Genomic DNA, 21,839 nt, shown 5'->3' with positions numbered 1-21,839 from the left:
GTTAGTTATTATTATTCATAAATTCTTTGATTTTTCTTTCTTCCCAGTTTTTACCAAAGCCTAATAAATTAAAACCAAAAGTATTTAACCAGTGAAAAAACAAACCAAAACCCCAACCACAAACCGTAAACCAAAACCAATGAAATTGTGGTACAAATTTTAGATTGATAAAAATGATAAAAGGAACCACCAAACAATACACAGTTAAATGTGTGTAGAATGCTTTTATTTCTTCTACTTTTTTTTGCGCTTTTAAAAAACGCTGTTCTCTTGTAAAATCTTTTTCCATTATCTTTTTCTATTTTCTTGTTTTAAATATTCGTTTATTTTTCTTTGTTCCCAATCTTTATTTAAAAATAAAGGCATACCGAAAGTACTTATTGCTTGAAACAAAATTCCTATACCCCAATACAACCAAATTTTGTAGTTATGATAATTCCAAAATGCTTCATTAAACGTATCTCCATCATTTATGTCGCCTAAAATAAAAATGGCACTTAAAAAGGTGTTGATAATGATATAAGTGGCTAAATGTTTGTAAAATTTTCTAATTTTTTCAACTTTTTTCCGCGCCAAAATATATTGCTGTTCTTGTGTAAATTGCTGTTTCATTATCGTAGTCTTTTTTGTCTGTTTTCTTTTTCCATCAATTCTTTAATCTTTTTATCTTCCCAATTTTTACCTAAGAAAATGTTGTAATTATTAACTTCTAAAAAATGGAATGTTAAACCTATTCCCCATCCAAACATTGGAAACCAAAACCAATAAAATCCGGGTGAGAATTTTAAATTGATAAATACTAAGAAAGGGATTACCAAACAGTACGAAGCTAAATTTTGATAAAACTCTTTTAACCTTTCTACCTTTTCTACGGCTTTTACATATTTGCTATTTTCTAAATCTTCTGTGTACATAATATCGTTCATTTTATAAAGGAGAGGTAAACTCACCTTAAAAGTTGTGTTGTTATTTTCTATTTTAACAGGTTTGTCTGTTATTAATCCATATCTGTCTGCAATATTTTGCAAACCTACTTTGGTACTTTTGCCAATTGCTTCTTTTGGATTGATGTTATTTTCTATAATCAAATGATTATTTTCCTCATAAATGGATATCACTAATGGTTTAGAGGATGAAACCACATTGTGTTTTACGGCATTCTCTAACAACAATTGTAGCGAAAGTGGTACCATTTTTAAGGCATCATTACTAATATTGTCTGGAATATTAAACTCAATGGCATCTTCAAAACGCATTCCTAACAATTGCATGTAGGTTTTTGCAAATTTTAATTCTTCTTGAATAGGCACCAAATCTTTGTTTCTTTGCTCTAAAACATATCTATATACTTTTGATAGTTTTGTAGTAAACTTTTCTGCCTGATTTGGATTCTCGCCAATTAAACTCGTTAATACATTTAAACTATTGAACAAAAAATGCGGGTCTAATTGATTTTTTAACGATTCAAATTTTGCTGTTTCTGTTTTTGCTACAATTTCTTGTTTGGTAGTTTCTTGGTTCATGGCAGCTTTCCAATTCTGCATAAAACCACGTGCATGTAAAAAAGTAGAAACTCCTAAAGATAAAATGATGTAAAATAAATGAATCCAAATAAAATTACCTTTAAAAAAATTATTTACATCATTACCATTAATTACTATAAAAACCACATAATCAATTAACAATACTACAGGGACTGTGTATAAAATTGTAGTTATAATTCCTGCCCAAACACGTTTATTGGTTTGTGTAATCCAGCTCCATTTTTTAGACAAATAATTGTTGATAAAACCATTTCCAAAACCAATACCAAAAGAATACATACCCGAAATAATAAAAGACCACATTAACCCCTCTAAACTAGCTTGCCTAAAAACTAAGCCAAAAAACAATCCAAAAATTACGGTAAGTTTTAAGCAAGTTACTACTGCAGATTTTATATTGCGAATGGTATATACTTCTTGATTTTTATTTTGGTTCGTCATTATCACTTTTATTAATGAATAATTGTTTGGTATTAAAATTTGATATCTAAAGATACATCTTTATCAGAAACTACAAACTTTGCGTTCTCAAATGTTGGTGGTGCAAAAGCCATATGATTGTTAGATGCTCCATAATCTTCTAGTGGCATTCTTTGCGCAGAAAAATCCATTTTATCATTATCATTTTTATCATGATAACAAATAATTGCATAAACACCAGGTTCAATGTCTTTAAAGGTAATGGTGCTTTTTCCATCAACAATTTTTCCATTTGCTGCTTGTATTGGTTGTTTCATAAAAGTTTCTTTGTTGTACAAGGCAAACCCTACTTTACCATCATTGGAAGTTACATTAATTACTGTAGCTGTAATGTTAACTTTGTTTTGTGCATTAATTTTGTTTGATATAAATAATGTTGCTGCAAATACTAGTGTTACTAAAAATTTCATAATTTGTTATTTTATATGTTAGTGATGAATTATGGTACAAATATGCAACTCAATCACAGTTTTTAAAATTAAAGCATACCCAATTGTAATTTTTTAATACCGAATTGTAATTTTAACAAGCAAACTGTTTAACTTCAAGCTAAATTCAACAAAACCTTAGTTATAAATTGTAATTAAAAAATTAATATTTATATAAATTCGTAGTTTTCAAATATTAAAATCTTAACGAAACCAACAAATTGGTTAATATTTAATAAAAATCAATAAAAACCTTTAAGATTGTAACAGCAAAAAAGAAAAAATATATACTTTTACAGCAATGAATATTACAAGAATAAATACAATATGTACTTCTACTGCACCCAGCTTAGGTTTTCGCTGCGTTCGCCGCTAAAATTCTTACTTAGCAAAACATTAATTCATTCAAGTACGCAACCATTTTATTTATTATCGTGAATCTTACCAAAACATTTTATTACAAATTGCAAATTATTATTTTAACCAATAATAACAATAATATGCGACGTAGGTTTTCTTTTCGCCCTTTGGGGTAATTTTCATTTTCAGAATTTAGGTGTGTCCGATTCTACATCAACAAAAAAACATAAAATACATTATCACATAAAAAACACAATGCAATGGAAATTGTAATTGCAAATAAATCACATACTATTTACGCTCAAATTATCTGCGATACCATTGCAGATGCAGCACAGGTAAGAGGCACAGGTATTGCAAAAAGAAAACCTGAGTATATTGCTTCTAAAATGGAAAATGGTAACGCTGTTATTGCTTTAGATGGCGATAAATTTGCCGGCTTTTGTTATATAGAAAAATGGAGTCATGGAAAATTTGTTGCTAATTCTGGTTTAATTGTACATCCCGATTATAGAAATATAGGGTTGGCTAAAAAAATTAAACAGGTTATCTTTAAACATTCTAGAACTAAGTTTCCTGATGCTAAAGTTTTTAGTATTACTACTGGTTTAGCTGTTATGAAATTAAACAGCGATTTAGGTTATAAACCTGTTACGTTTTCTGAGTTAACAGATGATAAAACATTTTGGGATGGCTGCCAAACTTGTAAAAACTATGATGTACTTACAAGAACAGAACGTAAAATGTGTTTGTGTACAGGGATGTTATTTGATCCTAAAAAACAAAATAAAGAAGAAACCGCAGCTGTAAAAGAAAGTAGGTTCGAAAGAATAAAAAAATTTAGACAAAACTTGTTCTTAAAAAAAGATAAAAAATAAATACCATGAAAAAATTAGTAATTGCTTATAGTGGTGGTTTAGATACCTCTTATTGTGCTGTAAGTTTATCCAAAGAATTTGAAGTGCACGCAGTAAGTGTGAATACTGGTGGATTTACAAAAGAGGAAATAAATCATATAGAAAGTAACGCTTACAAAATGGGCGTAACTACCTATAAAAACATCAATGCAGTACCTACTTTTTATGATAAGGTTGTAAAACACCTAATTTTTGGAAATGTATTAAAAAATGCTACTTATCCTTTATCTGTTAGTGCAGAAAGAATTATACAAGCCATAGAAATTGTAGAATATGCAAAAAGTATTGGTGCTACTTATATTGCACATGGAAGTACAGGAGCAGGAAATGATCAAGTTCGTTTTGATATGATTTTTCAAACCTTAGCTCCAGGCATTAATATCATTACACCCATTAGAGATCAAAAATTAACCAGACAAGAAGAAATCGATTATTTAAAGTCTGAGGGAATTGATATGAACTGGGAAAAGTCCAAATATTCTGTAAATAAAGGGCTTTGGGGAACCAGTGTTGGTGGTGTTGAAACTTTGGAGTCAGAAAAGCCTTTACCTAGTGAAGCGTATCCTTCTCAATTAGAAAATAGTGGAGAAGAAAAAGTTACACTAACTTTTAAAAATGGTGAATTTGTTGCTTTAAATGGACAACAAAACAAACCTGAAGTTAATATTGAAAATCTAAATACCATTGCTTCAAAATATGCCATTGGTAGAGATATTCATGTAGGTGATACCATTGTTGGTACAAAAGGTAGAGTTGGTTTTGAAGCTGCTGCTGCTTTAATTACGGTGAAAGCGCATCATTTGTTAGAAAAACATACCTTAACCAAATGGCAATTGCAACATAAAGAATACTTGTCTAGTTTTTACGGAATGCATTTACACGAAGGTCAATATTTAGATCCTGTAATGAGAGATATTGAAGCTTTCTTACAAAGTTCTCAAAAAATGGTTTCTGGTGATGTAACTGTTACCTTAAAACCTTATCATTTTTCTTTAGATGGCATTGTTTCTGAGCATGATTTAATGTCTAGCAAATTCAGTACCTATGGTGAAGAAAATAAAGCCTGGACTGCTGATGATGCGAAAGGTTTTATTAAAATTTTAGGAAATCAGAATAAGATTTATCAGCAAGTAAACGAACAAAGTTTATAAAGTAATAAAGTTAAAAGTTTTTAAGGTTACCTCTTTAACACAAGATTCTAACTTTATAAACTTTCAACCTTTAAACATTAAACTCATACTAATGAAAAATTTAGAAGTAGGAATTATAGGTGGTGCAGGCTATACAGCAGGAGAATTAATTCGATTATTATTAAATCACCCTAAAACAACTATCAATTTTGTGTACAGTACCTCAAATGCTGGGAACAAGCTATATAATGTGCATCAAGATTTAATAGGATCTACAGAAATTGATTTTACGCAAAAAATTAATCCTAATGTAGACGTTTTATTTTTGTGTTTAGGGCATGGAAATTCTAGGGCTTTTTTAGAAAAAAATAGTTTTTCAGATGAGACAAAAATTATTGATTTAAGTAATGATTTTAGATTACTAGCTGATAAAAATTTTAACGGAAAAGAGTTTGTATATGGTTTACCAGAATTAAATAAAGCGCAAATAATATCAGCAAAAAATATTGCAAATCCGGGGTGTTTTGCTACTGCTTTACAGTTGGCAATTTTACCTTTAGCCGCAAACGGTTTGTTGCAAAATGATGTGCATATCAATGCTGTTACTGGTGCAACTGGAGCAGGAACTTCGTTATCAAAAACCACACATTTTACTTGGAGAGATAATAACTTTTCTCATTACAAAGCATTTAATCATCAACATTTAGGAGAAATCAATCAAACTGTAAACCAATTGCAATCCAATTTTGATTCAGAAATCAATTTTATGCCTAATAGAGGAAATTTTTCTAGAGGAATTTTTGCAACAACCTACACAAAATTTGAAGGTTCTTTAGAAGATGCTCAGAAAATGTATTCAACATTTTACAAAGACGCAGCATTTACTTTTGTTTCTGATGAACCGATTCACATGAAACAAGTAGTAAATACAAATAAGTGTTTGGTACAGTTAGAAAAACACGGAAACAAGTTATTAATTACAACCACAATCGATAATTTATTAAAAGGAGCCTCTGGTCAAGCCATTCAGAATTTAAATTTAATGTATGGACTTGAAGAAACCTTAGGACTAAATTTAAAAGCAAATTATTTTTAAAATTTAGTTGATGGTTTTTGGTTGTTGGTTAATAGTTTTCATAACTAAAAACCAAAGACCAATAACTAACAACCAAAAACAAATATTTATGAAAGTAGCAATTATTGGAGCAGGTAGTTTAGGGCAATCCATTGCAAAAGGGTTGTTATCTAAAAAGGTAGTAAGTTCTTTGTATTTAACGAAAAGAAACACATCTTCTTTAGATGCTTTTAAAAGAAATAAGGAAGTAGTTCTTACATCAGATAATGTGTTGGCGGTTGAAAACTCAGATATTGTAATATTTGCAGTGCAACCAAAACATCTTGCCAAAATTTTAGAGGGTGTAAAATATGCCCTTAAAAAAACACAATTGGTTATTTCTGTGGCAACTGGTTACTCCATAGGCAAAATAGAAAATACTATTGGTGCAAAACACGCTATTGTAAGGGCAATGCCAAATACAGCAGCTTCAGTGCGCCAATCTATGACCTGTCTTTCCCCTAATTTAAAAGGCAAACAACAAATTGAACTAGCAAAAACGGTATTTAATAGCTTGGGAGTTTCTATGGAAATACCTGAAGAACAATTGCAAGCTGCTACTGTTATTTGTGCAAGCGGAATTGCCTTTTGGATGCGTTTAATTAGAGCAACCACACAAGGTGCTATTCAATTAGGTTTTGAAGCTGCAGAAGCACATGAATTGGCAATGCAAACCTGTTTTGGAGCTGCTACTTTATTGAAAAAATCAGGAAATCATCCAGAAGCCGAAATTGATAGAGTAACCACGCCAAGTGGTTGTACTATTGAAGGTTTAAACGAAATGGAGCATCAAGGATTAAGTTCTTCTTTAATTAAAGGAATCAACGCTTCTTTTGAGAAAATCAACCAAATAAAAAACTAAATAATTACTCTCCAGAAACTAATAACCAACAACTAAAAACTAATAAGATGCCATTATTTAACGTATATCCTTTATATGATGTAACTCCTGTAAAAGCCAAAGGTGTTTATGTTTACGATGAAAATAAAACCGAATATCTAGATTTATATGGTGGTCATGCTGTAATTTCTATTGGGCATGCGCATCCAAAATATGTGGAAGCAATTACCAAACAGGTTGGTAAACTAGGATTTTATTCGAACGCAATTCAGAATCCATTACAAAAAAAACTAGCCCATAAAATCGAAAAGCTTTCTGGTTGTAATGATTACGAATTGTTTTTATGCAATTCTGGTGCAGAAGCCAATGAAAATGCGTTAAAGTTAGCGTCTTTTAAAACTGATAAATCAAGAATAATAGCTTTTAAAAATGGTTTTCACGGTCGTACTTCTGCTGCTGTTGCTGCCACCGATAATAAAAACATTATTGCTCCTATTAATGCACAACAGAAGGTTACAATTCTTGATTTAAATGATATTGATAGTGTTAAAACTGAATTAGAGAAAGGTGATGTTTGTGCTGTAATCGTAGAGTTTATTCAAGGTGTTGGTGGTTTAGACCAAGCAACTGCTCATTTTTTCGAACAAGTTGATGTTTTATGTAAAGCAAACAATACGATGTTTATTGCGGATGAAGTACAATCTGGTTATGGACGTTCTGGAAAGTTTTTTGCTTTTCAACATTACAATGTAACTCCAGATATTATTTCTATTGCAAAAGGAATGGGAAATGGTTTTCCAATTGGCGGAATTTTAATTCACCCAAATATCGAAGCTAAATTTGGAATGTTAGGTACCACATTTGGTGGAAATCATTTGGCTTGTGCTGCTGGTTTATCGGTTTTAAAAGTGATTAAAGAGGAAAACTTAATTGAAAACGTAAATGAGATTTCTGAGTATTTTATCAAAATCGCAAAAACCATTCCTCAAATAAAAAATATTAAAGGAAAAGGCTTAATGTTAGGCTTAGAGTTTGATTTTGAAGTTGGTGATTTACGCAAAAAACTAATTTACGATTATCACATTTTTACAGGTGGTGCTGCCAATAAAAAATTACTGAGAATTTTACCACCGTTAACGGTTAAAAAAGATCATATCAATCAGTTTTTTGAAGCATTGGTTGATGCTTTAGAAAACTAAATTTGTTTTTAAAGTTATTAAACGAACAAAAAAATATTTATCATACACCATGAACACTTTATTATCTATACAAACTAGAAATAATGTTTTGCTAACCATGGCAGAACTTTTAGAGGAACATAGAGCAGAACTTATTACCATCAATAAAACAGATTGTGAAGCTTATAAAGGTGATGATATTTCGATGTTTGATCGTTTAAAAGTAAATGATGCTAAAGTTGATGAAATGATTGCTGCTGCTAAACATTTAGCTTCTCAAGATGATCCTGTTGGTGTGGAGCGCTTTAGTTTTAAGCACGAAAACGGAATGCAAGTGTATAACAAAACGGCTTCTTTTGGAACGGTATTCATCATCTACGAATCAAGACCAGATGTAACTGTTGAAGCTGCTGGAATTGCTTTTAAATCAGGTAATAAAATCTTGTTAAAAGGGGGTAAAGAATCTTTACAGTCTAATTTAAAGATTGTAGAATTATGGCATCAAGCTTTACAACATCATAATGCATCAACAGATTGGGTTGAATATTTGCAATTTAATAGAACTGAAACTCAAGCTTTTTTAGAAAAACCAACTCAAAAAGTAGATTTAATTGTACCTAGAGGTGGAGAAAAATTAATTGCTTTTGTAAAACAACATGCTACTTGTCCTGTTATCATTAGCGGACGTGGAAACAACTTTGTATTTGTAGAAAAAGAAGCTGATACAGATATTGCAATTGATGTTATTTTAAACGGAAAATCAAAAATTTCTGCATGTAATGCTGTTGATAAGGTTTTAATTGATGAAAATTTACCAAACAGAATCGATTTTGTAAATGAATTAATGGCAAAATTAAAGGCTTTAAATATTGAAGTTTTAAAAGCAAAGAATTTTTCATCTGATGAAATTTGGTATAAAGAATTTCTTGATTATAAAATTTTAATTGGTAAAATTGATTCTACAGAAAATGCAATTGCTAAAATCAACAAATATTCTGGTGGTCATTCTTCATCAATCATTACCAAAAATGAAACAAAGGCAAAATTATTTATGGAAAATGTAGATACTGCTGCTGTGTATCATAATGCCTCCACTCGTTTTACAGATGGTGGTCAATTAGGTTTGGGTGGTGAATTGGCAATTAGTACAGACAAATTACACCAACGTGGGCCAATTGGTTTGCAACATTTGGTTACTAATAAATGGTACATTCATGGAAGTGGACAGATAAGGAGTTAGTTGTTAGTTGGAAGTTGGAAGTTGGAAGTTAATATTAAATCATTTTTTGTCATTTTGAGCGAAATGAAATGAAGTCGAAGAATCTTATTTTAGATTTCTCCATAAAGTCGAAATGACATAAGTAAAAATCATTATTGATAATTGAAAAAAAAGAAACGCATATTACTAAAAATTGGTTCAAATACCTTAACTAAAGAAACCAATAATATCTCTAGAGGTAAAATTGAAGATCTTGCCAATCAAATTGCAAAATTAAAAGATTCTTGCGAATTCATTATCGTAAGTTCTGGTGCAATTGCAGTTGCTAAACAGTTTGTAAAATTAGAAAGCAAACAAGAAGACGTTTTTGTAAAACAAGCGTTAGCTTCTATTGGTCAACCACATTTAATTAGAATTTATCAAGAAATTTTTAGAGAATATGGTTTGTTAAGTTCTCAATGCCTACTCTCCTATTCAGATTTTGAAAAAGACGAAAGCAAAACCAATATTGTAAACACCATTAATGTTTTAGTGAACAATAACTACATTCCTATTATTAATGAAAATGATACTGTTGCCACTGATGAAATTAAATTTGGCGATAATGATAAATTAGCAGCATTAACAGCCTCTTTATTAGAAGTAGACTTGTTGATTATTGCCACCAACACCAATGGCATTTACACCAAAGAATCCATCAAAAATAACAATCCAAAAACCATTGAGAACGTTATTGATTTTGAGGGATTACAGAAAGAGATTGTCAGTTCAAAATCTACTCATGGAAGTGGAGGAATGCAATCTAAAATTGAAGCTGCAGCAGTAGCCAAAAAAGCAAATATAGAAACGTGGATTGTAAACGGATTGGAAGATGACTTTATCACAAATGCATTTCACAATAAAGTTCCGTTTACAAGAGTAAAATAACAATAATGAGACCTTTCAGGTTTTCATAAAAGATAAAGAATGAAAAATTACACATCCATAAACGACATTAATAATATCCAAGATTGGATAAATGAAGCCAGAGAAATTAAAGCAAATCCTTTAGAAAACAAAGAATTAGGAAAACACAAAACGTTAGGTTTATTATTCTTTAATTCGAGTTTACGTACACGTTTAAGTACACAAAAGGCGGCTTTAAATTTAGGAATGGATCCTATAGTTATGAACGTTTCTGGTGATGCTTGGGGAATTGAATTTGGTGATGGTACAGTTATGAATGGTACTACTGCAGAACACATTAAAGAAGCTGCAGCAGTAGTTTCTCAATATTGTGATATCATCGCTGTTAGAGCTTTCCCAACCCTAACAGATAAAGAAAAAGACAATTCTGAACAAGTTTTGAATTCGTTTGTAAAATTTGCCTCAGTACCCATTGTGAATATGGAAAGTGCAACTGGGCACCCACTACAAGGCTTAACAGATGCTATAACAATAGCAGAAAATTCAACCAAAAAGAAACCAAAAGTGGTTTTGAGTTGGGCTCCACACATCAAAGCATTACCTCATGCTGTTGGTAATAGTTTTGTACAAGCAATGCAAAAAATGGATGTAGAATTTGTAATTGCAAATCCAGAAGGATATAATTTGAATCCAGAAATCACAAAAAACACACCTATTGTTCATAATCAAAAAGAAGCCTTTAAAGATGCCGATTTTGTGTATACCAAAAATTGGAGTTCGTACGAATCTTATGGTCAACTTTTAGAGGTTGATGAGAATTGGACCATCACAAAAGATAAAATTGGAGATGCAAAATTTATGCACTGTTTGCCAGTGAGAAGAAATGTTGTGGTAGAAGATGCTGTTTTAGATTCTGACAGTTCTTTAGTTATAGAACAAGCAAATAATAGAACTTTTGCAGCACAATTGGTGTTGAAGAAAATATTAGAAAATCTTTAATTGGCTTTTAGCCTTTAGCTTTTGGCTATTAGTCGCTAAAAGTTAATAGCTAACAGCTAACAGCTAAACATGGAAAAACTATCAATCATAAAAATTGGAGGAAATATTATTGAAGATGAAACTTCATTAAATAATTTTCTAAAACTTTTCTCTATTCTAGAAGGTAATAAAATTTTAGTTCACGGAGGTGGAAAACGTGCCACACATATTGCATCAAAATTAGGGATTGAATCTAAAATGGTAAATGGTAGACGAATTACTGATGCAGCTACTCTAGAGGTAATTACTATGGTTTATGGAGGGTTAGTGAATAAAAATGTGGTGGCTAAATTACAGGCTTTAAATATTGATGCTATTGGTTTAACAGGTGCAGATATCAACAGCATAACATCTGATAAAAGACCTGTAAAAGAAATAGATTTTGGTTTTGTGGGTGATGTTAAAAAAATAGCAAATCATTCTATTAATAAATTAATACAAGCTAATTTTACACCTGTTTTTTGTGCAATTACACACGATGGAAAGGGGCAATTGTTAAATACAAATGCGGATACCATTACAAGTCAAGTTGCAGTTGGAATGAGCGAAATTTATGATACATCAATTTATTATTGTTTTGAATTGAATGGTGTTTTACAAGATTTTAATGATAAAGAATCTGTGATTCAAAATATTAATTCAGAAAAATATCAAGCATTATTAAATGAAGGAATTATTGCTGATGGAATGATTCCTAAATTAGACAATTGTTTTGATGCTTTAAATAATGGGGTATCAAAAGTACATATTGGCAATACTGCTATGTTAACTAAAGAAAATAATAACTTTACAACAATTACTTTATAATGATGAGTATTGAAAAATTAACAGAAAACGCTATTTCACTTTTAAAAAATTTGATCGAAACACAATCATTTTCTGAAGAAGAAGAACATACTGCTTTATTAATTGAAGGTTGGTTTAATGAGAATAAAATTCCTTTTAAAAGAACAAAAAACAACATTTGGGCTACAAACAAACATTTTGATGAAAACAAGCCAACATTGTTACTTAACTCGCATCACGATACTGTAAAACCAAATTCGAAGTACACCAATGATCCTTTTAAAGCAATAGTTAAAGATGGAAAATTATATGGCTTAGGAAGCAATGATGCAGGTGGTTGTTTGGTTTCGTTAATGGCTACTTTTACTCATTTTTACGCCCTTGAAAACTTAAAATATAATTTGGTTATTGTGGCTTCTGCTGAAGAAGAAAATAGTGGAAATAATGGGCTAAATAGCATGCTACCTATCATTCCAAATATTGATGTAGCTATTGTTGGTGAGCCAACTTTAATGAATTTAGCAGTTGCAGAAAAAGGATTGGTTGTTTTTGATGCAGTCGTAGACGGAACTCCAAGTCATGCTGCACATCCAAACAATAACAATTCCATTTACAATACCATTGAAGTTTTGCAATGGTTTAAAGATTTTAAGTTTGAGAAATCTTCTGATGCCTTAGGTGATGTAAAAATGACAGTAACCCAAATTAATGCAGGTTCACAACACAATGTGGTTCCTGGTCATGTAGATTTGGTTATTGATGTTCGCGTAAATGACGCCTATACAAATCAAGAAATTGCAACTATTTTACAAGAACAATCACCTTGTTCTAAGATTACACCAAGAAGTTTACGTTTAAACTCATCGTCTATCAATCCAAATCACGATTTGGTAAAAGCAGGAATTGCAATGGGTAGAGCAACGTATGGCTCTCCAACTTTATCAGATCAGGCGTGTTTATCATGTCAATCATTAAAATTAGGTCCAGGAGATAGCACACGTTCTCATTCTGCTGATGAATTTATATATTTGAATGAAATTGAAGAAGGAATACAAATTTATGTTGAATTGTTGAATCGTGTAATTGTATAGTAGTTGTTAGTTGATGGTTTTAAGTTGTTGGTTCTATACGCTTTAACAGAAAAATCATTATAGTAATAAAAATAATCGCTGAACTAAAAATCGAGTGAATATAAAATAGTTATTGGTAGATAGTTGTTAGTTGATGGTGAGAATACCAGAACTAAAAACCAAAAACCAAAAACCAAAAACCAATAAAATATGAAACTTTGGGATAAAGGATTTTCAATAGACAAACAAATAGAAAACTTTACAGTAGGGAATGATAGAGAAATTGACATTCACATTGCAAAATATGATGTACAAGCTTCTTTAGCACATGCAATTATGTTAGCATCTATTGGAATTATTACTGCTGATGAATTAACAGACTTGAAAAAAGGTTTAAATGAATTAGCATCAGATATTGAAAACGGAACGTTTGTTATTGAACCTTCTTTTGAAGACGTTCATTCAAAAATTGAATGGGAATTGACAAACAAGTTAGGTGAAGTTGGTAAAAAAATTCACACTGCGCGTTCTAGAAACGATCAAGTTTTAGTGGCACTTCAATTGTATTATAAAGAAAACTTGGCTGTTGTAAATGATAAAGTAAAAGCATTATTTGATACTTTACTAAACCTTGCTGATACTCATAAAGACAGTTTATTACCTGGCTATACACATTTACAAGTAGCAATGCCATCATCATTCGGATTGTGGTTTTCTGCTTATGCAGAGTTGTTAATTGATGATGTGTATGTACTCAATGCAGTTTCTAAAGTAGTAGATCAAAATCCTTTGGGCTCTGCTGCTGGATATGGTAGCTCCTTCCCTATTGATAGAGAATTAACGACTAAAGAACTCGATTTTGCAACATTAAAATACAATGTTGTTGCTGCACAATTAAGCAGAGGAAAAAGTGAACGTTCCCTTGCGTCTGCTTTAGGTGGATTGTGTAATACCATGGCTCGTTTTGCTATGGATGTTTGTTTGTATATGAGTCAGAATTTTGGTTTTATTACGTTTCCTGACGAATTAACCACAGGAAGTAGTATAATGCCACACAAGAAAAATCCAGATGTTTTTGAACTGATTCGTGGAAAGTGTAATAAAATTCAGGCATTACATTCAGAAATGTTGTTAATTACCAATAATTTACCAACTGGTTACCATAGAGATTTTCAATTGTTAAAAGAAAATATTATCAATGCTTTTGAAGATGTAAAAGATATTTTAGACATATTTAATTATGCAATTCAGCAAGTAATTGTAAAAGATATCGATTTGAATGACGAGAAATATCAATATTTATTTACGGTTGATAGCATTAATAATTTAGTAGTTGAAGGAATGTCTTTTAGAGAAGCTTATCAAAAAATTGGTGGTCAAGTGCAAGCAGGAACCTATACACCAGATTTAGGAAAACAGCATTCGCATTTGGGGAGTATTCATAATTTAGGGTTGGATAAGATTCGTGAGAAATATCCTGAAAATTAGCGGATTTCGCTAACGTTTATGTGTATTAAAATTTGCGATTTTGTCAACGAGGAATTTTCCCACGGAAAATTCAGAAGTTGGCAAAAAAAGCAACAACTTTTGATTTAGCTAAAAGTAGCAATTTTTTATACACTGTGTTAGCTTTTCGTTGTTTTTTATTGATGATTCTGTGTTCATATTTTCAGCTTTTTTTATTCAACCGTTTTTATTTTTTAATTAATTTGAATTCCATATAATTCAAACGTTGTTGCATTTCAGTCCGTTTAAGTTACATTTCATTTAAACGTTGTTGCATTACAGTTCGTTTTAGTTACATTTCATTCAGACGTCGTTGCTTTTCATTTCATTTGGTTTACAATTCATTCAAACGTTGTTGCTTTTCATTTCGTTTGATTTACATTTCATTCAAACATTGTTGCTTTTTAGTTCATTTGAGTGGCATTTTATTCAGACCTTTTTGCTTTTCAGTTCATTCGAGATATTTTATATTCAATAACTTTAATTTTCTAATGAATTAAAATTCCGAAATTCTGGTTTCCCACAAAGATTGGCGACAATGAAAGCTAAAGTAAGTCTGAATATGTGTCGTTTTAATGATTTATATTCAACGTTAGCGAAATTATAAGAAAATAAATTTAGAAACAAACTCTTCCAATAACAATAAATCCAAGTATTTCGATTTATTAGGACAGTTTACGATCTTAATACTGTTTTTAGAAAACAGCAGTCACATTTGTGTAATATTCATAACTTAGCATTAATTAAAATTAGGTAGCAATATCCCAAATAAAAAATGTGAACTGATTAAAAAATGAAGTATGCAAAAGCAAAATGAATTTCCAAAAGTTCCTTTTACTAGTTTTCTAAAACATAGTTTAGAAATTCTTAAAAACCCATTGCCTTTTCATCAAAAAAACTTTGAAAATTTAGGCGATACTTTTCAATTGAATATAGGGTTAAAAACACACATATTCTTTTCTAGAGATGCCAAATTTTTAGAATATGTGCTTCAAAAAAATCAAAGAAATTATACAAAATCTAAAATACAAACCAAAGAAGTTGCCAAATATTTAGGGAAAGGCTTGCTAACTGCTGAAGGTGAACATTGGAAAAAACAACGTAAATTAATTCAGCCTGCATTTCACAAACAGAAAATAAAAGGGTTATTAAACACAATTCAAGATCAAATTACTGAAAATTACAGTCAGCTAAAAACAAATAGTAAGATTGATATTTTCCCAATTTTTAATGATTTAGCGTTTCAAGTCGTGGCTAAAGCACTGTTTAGTAGCACTTCTAACAAAAAAGATATTGCAGAATTGCAACACATTACAGAAGATTCGCAACGCATGTTGGTAAAAGAATTAAGGCAACCTTATTTGGGATGGTGGTTTACAATGAGTGGAAAAATTCAGGAATACAAAGATTTAACAGCGTATGCCAGACAGATTTTGAAGAAAATTGTAGATCAACGTAAAAAATCTAACACTCGTTTTGACGACTTATTAGATTTACTGCTAGATTCTAAATATGAGGATGGTAGTGCTATGGAAGAAAAACAATTGATGGATGAAATTTTGATTCTTTTTGTGGCAGGGCATGAAACTACTTCTAACTCACTTACATTTACGAGTCAGTTGCTAGCTCAACACCCAGAATGGCAAGAGCGAATTTTTAAAGAAGCCAAAACGTTAAACGAAAATACTGATGATTTAATGGACATTGTTGCACAGTCTAAAATATGCCAACAAGTTATTGAAGAATCCATGCGATTGTATCCTCCAGCGTATTTTATAGATCGATTAAATTATAAAACGGATACCTATAACAACATTGAAATAAAACCTCAATCTGACTTGTTGTTTTCTATTTACGAAATTCATCGCCATCCAAAGCTCTGGGAAAATCCAGAAGAATTTCAACCAGAACGATTTGAAAATGGTGGTCGTCAATATTCATCTCAATACTTTCCTTTTGGTGCTGGACCAAGAAAATGCATTGGAAATAATTTTGCAATGTTTGAAATGGTTATTGCTGTGAGAGAGTTGGTTTTAAACTACAAAATCAAGCCTAAATTTGCAGCTATTGGCATTACACCACTAATCACATTAAAGCCAAATAATGCTTATTTGGAGCTTGAAAATAGGTGAAAATCATGATTGAAAATTTTTAATCTATAATAATAATTAGCAAACCCACTTAAGATAATCATTCCACTGATTAATTACTGTAAATCAATGCCTTGTCATTTCGACTTTATGGAGAAATCTAAATTAAAGTTACGAAAAATTATGTGATTCCTCTATTTCGTTGTCACCTCAATCGGAATGACATTGAATTCAAAAAAATATTTTATTTAAAAAGCAAGTTATTGAATATATAAATTCTTTAGCCTAAAATTACAAAGTCTCTACAAGTTGAATATAATTACCACAAGTGTCGTTTAAAATTGCGTATTTTACAGTACCTGCCACTTTTGGTTTTACAATAAACTCTACATCCAAAGCAATTAACCTTTCATATTCAGCATCAACATGATCCACATCAAATTGTGTATAAGGATAACCTGCCATAAATAAGGCATCTTGATACACTTTACAAGGTTCAAAATGCAATGGTGCAGGTTCTAATAACAACTCTGGGCCATCTTGCCAATCTTTTGAAACTAATGTAATCCATCGATTTCCACCTCCTAAAGGTTCATCTTTCTTCACTAAAAAACCTAATTTTTTAGTATAAAATTGTAATGCTTTTTCTTGGTCTTTTACAGGAATACTTATTAAGGTTATTTTCATAATTTTACATGTAAAAACAGCGGCTAAAAGTTAAGAAAAATCTAATCATTTTAGGCTTAGTAAATTAATAATTTATTTTTTTTACATGAAATGAATTTCAAACCTATTAATTGTTTATTTTTGTTCGAGACATTTTATGAATTTAGATCAATTAATTTTACAATTTCAACAAAAAGAGGTAAAAGCCTACGAAAAACTATATGCCATGTATTGCGATAGTATTTCTGGGGTAATTAACAACATTGTAAAAAATAATGATGTTACTCAAGAAATTACACAAGATGTTTTTATAAAAGCTTGGCATAAAGCAGATACTTATTCTGCAAAGAAAGGTCGTTTTTTTACTTGGTTATTAAATATCGCTAGAAATGCTGCTATAGATTATACACGATCTAAAAAATTTAAAGAGTCTAAACAAAACCTTAATGCCGATTTTTTCGTAGATATATTGGAAACTAGTAAAAGTTTAGATAAATCTACAAATACAATTGGTTTAAAAGAATTTGTTACCAAATTAGGTGATAGTTGCAAATCGGTTATAGAATTACTTTACTTTAAAGGGTTTACACAAAAAGAGGCAGCAGAAGAATTAGAAATGCCTTTAGGAACAATAAAAACAAGAAATAGAAGTTGCATTGGCGAATTACGTACAATGCTTGGTGTATAAAAATGGATAGTAAAACGTACATATCATCTGGAATTTTGGAACTTTATGTTGCAGGAGCCCTTTCTGAAAAAGAAAATCAGGAAGTATATGAAGCTATGCAAAAATATCCTGAGGTAAAAGCAGAAGTAATTTCTATAGAAAGTGCAATTGTTCAATTAACTGCATTTGCTAAAAAAGATGATTCTTATTCTTTTGATGCTATAAAAAATCAATTAACTGTTGATGAAGCTAAAGTAATACCGATTACAAAACCATCAAAAACAAATAACTGGAAACAATATTTAGGTTGGGCTGCAGCTGTAGTTTTTGGAACTACATTGATTTTCTCAGTATTACAAAACAATAAATTAAAGACTCAATTAGCTTCGGAAAAAGAAGTTTTAGAAGCACAAATTGATAGCGCTTCAACCAGTTTAGCTGCCGCAGAAAAATTAATTGAAATCTTCAGAGATAAAGATATTATTAGTGTCCCTTTAGCAGGTCAAACTGCTTCTCCAACATCGTATGCAAAAGTATATTGGGACAAGAAAACAAATTCCATTTATTTAGATGCCAAAGGTTTACCTGAACCTCCAAAAGGAAAAGTGTACCAAGTTTGGTCTTTAAAATTGAGTCCGTTAACACCTACAAGTTTAGGAACCTTAGATTCTTTTACTGCTGATGCTAACAAAATATTTACAATTACCAATGCCAACGAATCTGAAGCATTTGGTATTACTTTAGAGCCTGCAGGGGGTAGCAACACTCCTACTCTAGAACAGCTATACACTTTAGGTGCTGTTTCTTCTTAAGTAATTTTCTTATTCTTTATTTTAGTTTATTAATCTGGATTTACGATTTTATTTCTATACATAGAATCGTTGCAACATTACAATGAAATTTATAGTATGCTGTATACTTAGTTTCTCTTCATAACAATGATAATCCATTTTTTTAAAGGATATATTCTTAGATTTCTTAAAATACTTTTATACATTCATTCCTAAAGAATTTTAGAATGATAAATTATCAAGATTAATTGAAAGAAACTTGGATGCATTCAACTTGTCTATAATTATTAGTATCACTTTATGAATTTGAGTTCTATATAACTTCTCTGACTTAAAGAGGTTTATTTGTTTAATAATAACTTGTTGCCATTTCAAACAAAACCCAGTATTGTTGAGAAATCTCAAATTTAGACTAAGATTTGTCCATTTCAGTCGAAATGAAATTTAAAGTAATTCATTAATGGCATTAAAAATTATTAATAAAAGTAAAACTGTAAAAAGCAAAAATGTAAGCAAAATATTATATACAATTTGCTTAAATCCGTTTGAATAATAACTCATTAATTTGATTTCTCTACCTATGATAAAGTTGAAGATGTAAAAAAAACTAAATCTTACTAGCATTCCTAAAAATGCAAATACAAAAATTAATAATGGATTTCTTGGGTAATTTTCCATAAGCCAAAGATAGGCAGGATTTTAACCAAAAAGAAACCTGTTATATTGCTATAACAGGCTTCCCATCCAACTAAAACCAAACAATGGTTTCTCTTTCCCTTTTTCAATGTATCTTAATGTTCTAACTATTAGGATATTTGTGTTTTTAATGTTAAATAAAGTTCAATCTTAGCGCTGCAATTATTAAAATCATTATACTAAAATTGATAGGTAATCGTAGCTTTTGCAAAAAATGGTGTACCAGGAGTAAAATGAATTTCTTCAACAGAATTTACTTCATTTTGCAATCTACTTTCTGTAGGAAATTGTGTTTCGTTCCAAGCCACATCAAAAATATTTTCTACACTTACACCAAATGAGATGTCTTTTAGTGTATAATTAATGTTAAAATCATTCACAAAATAACCATCTGCCACAATACTATTATCCTCATTTGCGGGTCTATCAGCTAAATATCGATAACGTAATCCACCAGAAAAATTTCCTAAATTACTAAAAGATAATCCTCCTGTCATTGTAAAATTTGGTGCTAGTGGAATATAATCTTCTCCAGAAATTGCTTCTAAACTTCTTGCTTTGGTTATTGTTGCATCTGAATCAAAATAAATGTTATCTGTAATTTGATAACGAATACCTAAATCTAATCCAAAACGCTCTGAAGCTCCAGAAGGTTCTACAATACCAGCATCACCAACATACACAAATTCTTCTTCAGAATACAAATACCAAGCTGCTGTATTTAATACAATGTTTTTAGTAGGTTTCCAAATATTACCAAAATCGGCTCCATATGCTCTTGGCAATACTTTATCTGCATTATCTTGTAGAACTACTCTTGCATCGTTAGAATGAAACCCAATTCCTGATTTTAAAAACCATTGCAAATTATCATTTTGTGTATATAAGAAATTTAACTTCGGATTCACGATTGCCTTAGTTTTACTTAAGGTTTTATAAGCAGTACTTAAGTTATCATTATACAGAAATTTAAAATAATCAAAACGTAAAGCAGGAGCTATTTTAAATTTACCCATTTCGAATTCTGAATTGAAAAATCCAAAGAAATTAGTCTGCTCAACATCTCCAAACTGAATTCTATTTAAAAGTTCTCTTCTATTTTTGGTTGATGATAATTCGTTGTCTGTAATATGATCAAAACGTAAACCTAAACCTTTTGTAAATTTTGCCTCTACATTTCCATAGTCTTTTTCAGAAATAATTTTTGCATTCATTCCGTAAATATTTCTATCTTCAAATTGTTTAATTTGATCACCATCAATAGGATTTTCTAAGAAAAATGTAAAGTTAGAATACAACTCAAAATTATAAGCTGAATAAAAAGCATTTGCCTGAAATATAGATTCGTTCGTTAATGTTTTCTGCAATTGTACATTAAAATTAGATCTTGATGTAAAACCACCTTCTGTATCATCTATAGCACCAAAACGTGTAATTGTTCCATTATCTACAGCTCTTTGTGGTATTTGTCCAGAGGCATCCCAACTACTTGTAAAATGCGAAGCTGTAAATGTTAACTTATCACTACTGTTAAAAAACGTATTGTATTTTGCAAAAATATTTAATCTATTAAAATTTTGTGAAGATTCAAAAGGCCCATCAAATTCAATATATTCTAAGGCCAAATACGCATTATCATTTTTTGTATTGTCCAATAAATTAAACATTCCTACAGTTCTTAACGAATTAAAATCTCCATAACCAACAGCAACCATGTTTTTTTGAATAGCAGATTTTGTTGAAAAATTTACATAACCTGCTGTATTAAAATCTCCTTGATTTGCATAATAAGGTCCTTTACCAAAATCGATATCTTTAATAGTTTCAGGAATCATAAAATGCAAATCAGAATAACCTTGACCATGTGCATGAGACACCATATTTATAGGCATTCCGTCTACAGAAAGTGTAATATCTGTTCCATGATCAATATCAAATCCTCTTAAAAAAATTTGTTCTGCTTTTCCACCACCTGCATGTTGACCAATGAATAAGCCTGGTACTTTTCGTAAGATTTCTTGCGAATTATTTACAGGATTCAACTGTAAATCAATTTTAGTTAAGGTTTGTAATGCATTAATTTCTTTACGCAATACCATTTCATTTAATCTAAATATTTTTGTTTTTAAAATAATGGTAATTCCGCTATTGATATTTGCTTGTGTAACTTGAATTGTTTTCTTTTCAAAACCTAAAATACTTACTTGTATTGTACTATTTACATTCGTTTTTTCTAAAGTAAAACTACCATTTTCATTAGTGTGTGTATGTGTATTTGTTGCAGCATTAACCACATAAACATTTTCTAAAGGTTCATTAAAAGCGTCTACTACTTGGCCTTTTAAAACCTGTCCAAACGATTGTAAACTAAATGCTAGGAAAACAATTAATATTGTAATCTGTTTCATTGTG

The 21,839-nt window shown here is 30.4% G+C and carries 20 protein-coding genes; 14 read left to right on the top strand and 6 right to left on the bottom strand.

Translation table 11 applies throughout. The features are described from left to right. Position 1: 1 nt before the first annotated feature. The 4 genes from ACTG3V_RS06150 to ACTG3V_RS06135 are packed head-to-tail and all read right to left on the bottom strand — an operon-like array spanning position 2 to position 2,434. A complete protein-coding gene (locus tag ACTG3V_RS06150) occupies positions 2-289 on the bottom strand; it encodes a 2TM domain-containing protein (protein WP_439131265.1) in 288 nt (95 codons plus the stop codon). Then, the gene (locus ACTG3V_RS06145) at positions 289-612 is read right to left on the bottom strand and encodes a 2TM domain-containing protein (RefSeq protein ID WP_439131264.1); all 324 of its coding nucleotides are present in this window, start codon (positions 610-612) and stop codon (positions 289-291) included. The genes ACTG3V_RS06150 and ACTG3V_RS06145 overlap by 1 nt, the downstream gene beginning before the upstream one ends. Next, positions 612-1,985 carry a 2TM domain-containing protein gene (locus ACTG3V_RS06140; protein ID WP_439131263.1) on the bottom strand — a complete coding sequence of 458 codons (1,374 nt, stop codon included), beginning with the start codon at positions 1,983-1,985 and terminating at the stop codon, positions 612-614. Before ACTG3V_RS06140 ends, ACTG3V_RS06145 begins: the two co-directional genes overlap by 1 nt. 32 nt (positions 1,986-2,017) lie before the next feature. Further along, positions 2,018-2,434 carry a DUF2141 domain-containing protein gene (locus ACTG3V_RS06135; protein ID WP_439131262.1) on the bottom strand — a complete coding sequence of 139 codons (417 nt, stop codon included), beginning with the start codon at positions 2,432-2,434 and terminating at the stop codon, positions 2,018-2,020. A 638-nt stretch (positions 2,435-3,072) separates the two neighbouring features. Between ACTG3V_RS06135 and ACTG3V_RS06130 the strand changes: the two genes are divergently transcribed. From ACTG3V_RS06130 to ACTG3V_RS06075, 12 genes are all read left to right on the top strand, one after another. Continuing rightward, the gene (locus ACTG3V_RS06130) at positions 3,073-3,690 is read left to right on the top strand and encodes a GNAT family N-acetyltransferase (protein ID WP_439131261.1); all 618 of its coding nucleotides are present in this window, start codon (positions 3,073-3,075) and stop codon (positions 3,688-3,690) included. Positions 3,691-3,695: 5 nt separating this feature from the next. Then, on the top strand, positions 3,696-4,880 hold the full coding sequence (locus ACTG3V_RS06125) for an argininosuccinate synthase (protein WP_439131260.1): 1,185 nt from the start codon (positions 3,696-3,698) through the stop codon (positions 4,878-4,880). A gap of 91 nt (positions 4,881-4,971) precedes the next feature. Then, positions 4,972-5,955 (top strand): N-acetyl-gamma-glutamyl-phosphate reductase, encoded by a 984-nt coding sequence (gene argC / locus ACTG3V_RS06120; RefSeq protein ID WP_439131259.1) that lies wholly within the window; start codon positions 4,972-4,974, stop codon positions 5,953-5,955. An 88-nt stretch (positions 5,956-6,043) separates the two neighbouring features. Next, a complete protein-coding gene (gene proC, locus ACTG3V_RS06115) occupies positions 6,044-6,835 on the top strand; it encodes a pyrroline-5-carboxylate reductase (RefSeq protein ID WP_439131258.1) in 792 nt (263 codons plus the stop codon). A 47-nt stretch (positions 6,836-6,882) separates the two neighbouring features. Beyond that, positions 6,883-8,013, top strand: a complete 1,131-nt coding sequence (locus ACTG3V_RS06110) for an aspartate aminotransferase family protein (RefSeq protein ID WP_439131257.1) — start codon at positions 6,883-6,885, stop codon at positions 8,011-8,013. Between the two features lie 49 nt (positions 8,014-8,062). Further along, a complete protein-coding gene (locus tag ACTG3V_RS06105) occupies positions 8,063-9,232 on the top strand; it encodes a glutamate-5-semialdehyde dehydrogenase (RefSeq protein ID WP_439131256.1) in 1,170 nt (389 codons plus the stop codon). A gap of 141 nt (positions 9,233-9,373) precedes the next feature. Further along, positions 9,374-10,138 (top strand): glutamate 5-kinase, encoded by a 765-nt coding sequence (proB, locus tag ACTG3V_RS06100; RefSeq protein ID WP_439131255.1) that lies wholly within the window; start codon positions 9,374-9,376, stop codon positions 10,136-10,138. 39 nt (positions 10,139-10,177) lie between these two features. After that, complete coding sequence (locus ACTG3V_RS06095) at positions 10,178-11,116, top strand: N-acetylornithine carbamoyltransferase (protein WP_439131254.1); 939 nt, start codon at positions 10,178-10,180, stop codon at positions 11,114-11,116. Positions 11,117-11,185: 69 nt separating this feature from the next. Then, on the top strand, positions 11,186-11,962 hold the full coding sequence (argB, locus tag ACTG3V_RS06090; protein ID WP_439131253.1) for an acetylglutamate kinase: 777 nt from the start codon (positions 11,186-11,188) through the stop codon (positions 11,960-11,962). Positions 11,963-11,964: 2 nt separating this feature from the next. Next, positions 11,965-13,032, top strand: a complete 1,068-nt coding sequence (locus ACTG3V_RS06085) for a M20 family metallo-hydrolase (protein ID WP_439131252.1) — start codon at positions 11,965-11,967, stop codon at positions 13,030-13,032. Between the two features lie 189 nt (positions 13,033-13,221). Next, positions 13,222-14,499, top strand: a complete 1,278-nt coding sequence (argH, locus tag ACTG3V_RS06080; protein ID WP_439131251.1) for an argininosuccinate lyase — start codon at positions 13,222-13,224, stop codon at positions 14,497-14,499. Positions 14,500-15,317: 818 nt separating this feature from the next. Further along, on the top strand, positions 15,318-16,649 hold the full coding sequence (locus tag ACTG3V_RS06075; protein ID WP_439131250.1) for a cytochrome P450: 1,332 nt from the start codon (positions 15,318-15,320) through the stop codon (positions 16,647-16,649). A gap of 249 nt (positions 16,650-16,898) precedes the next feature. On the opposite strand, the gene ACTG3V_RS06070 is transcribed toward ACTG3V_RS06075, so the two are convergent. Then, on the bottom strand, positions 16,899-17,294 hold the full coding sequence (locus tag ACTG3V_RS06070) for a VOC family protein (protein WP_439131249.1): 396 nt from the start codon (positions 17,292-17,294) through the stop codon (positions 16,899-16,901). Between the two features lie 136 nt (positions 17,295-17,430). Here ACTG3V_RS06070 and ACTG3V_RS06065 point away from each other — a divergent pair, with 136 nt between their 5' ends. Then, positions 17,431-17,961, top strand: a complete 531-nt coding sequence (locus ACTG3V_RS06065; RefSeq protein ID WP_439131248.1) for an RNA polymerase sigma factor — start codon at positions 17,431-17,433, stop codon at positions 17,959-17,961. Positions 17,962-17,963: 2 nt separating this feature from the next. Then, complete coding sequence (locus ACTG3V_RS06060; protein WP_439131247.1) at positions 17,964-18,752, top strand: anti-sigma factor; 789 nt, start codon at positions 17,964-17,966, stop codon at positions 18,750-18,752. An 854-nt stretch (positions 18,753-19,606) separates the two neighbouring features. Here ACTG3V_RS06060 and ACTG3V_RS06055 read toward each other — a convergent pair. Beyond that, a complete protein-coding gene (locus ACTG3V_RS06055) occupies positions 19,607-21,835 on the bottom strand; it encodes a TonB-dependent receptor (RefSeq protein WP_439131246.1) in 2,229 nt (742 codons plus the stop codon). Between the last annotated feature and the right edge of the window lie 4 nt (positions 21,836-21,839).

This window comes from Polaribacter sp. (assembly GCF_965660385.1).
Lineage (GTDB): Bacteria > Bacteroidota > Bacteroidia > Flavobacteriales > Flavobacteriaceae > Polaribacter.
Note: the sequence above shows the minus strand (reverse complement) of the source record. Positions and strands in the feature narration are given on the sequence as shown.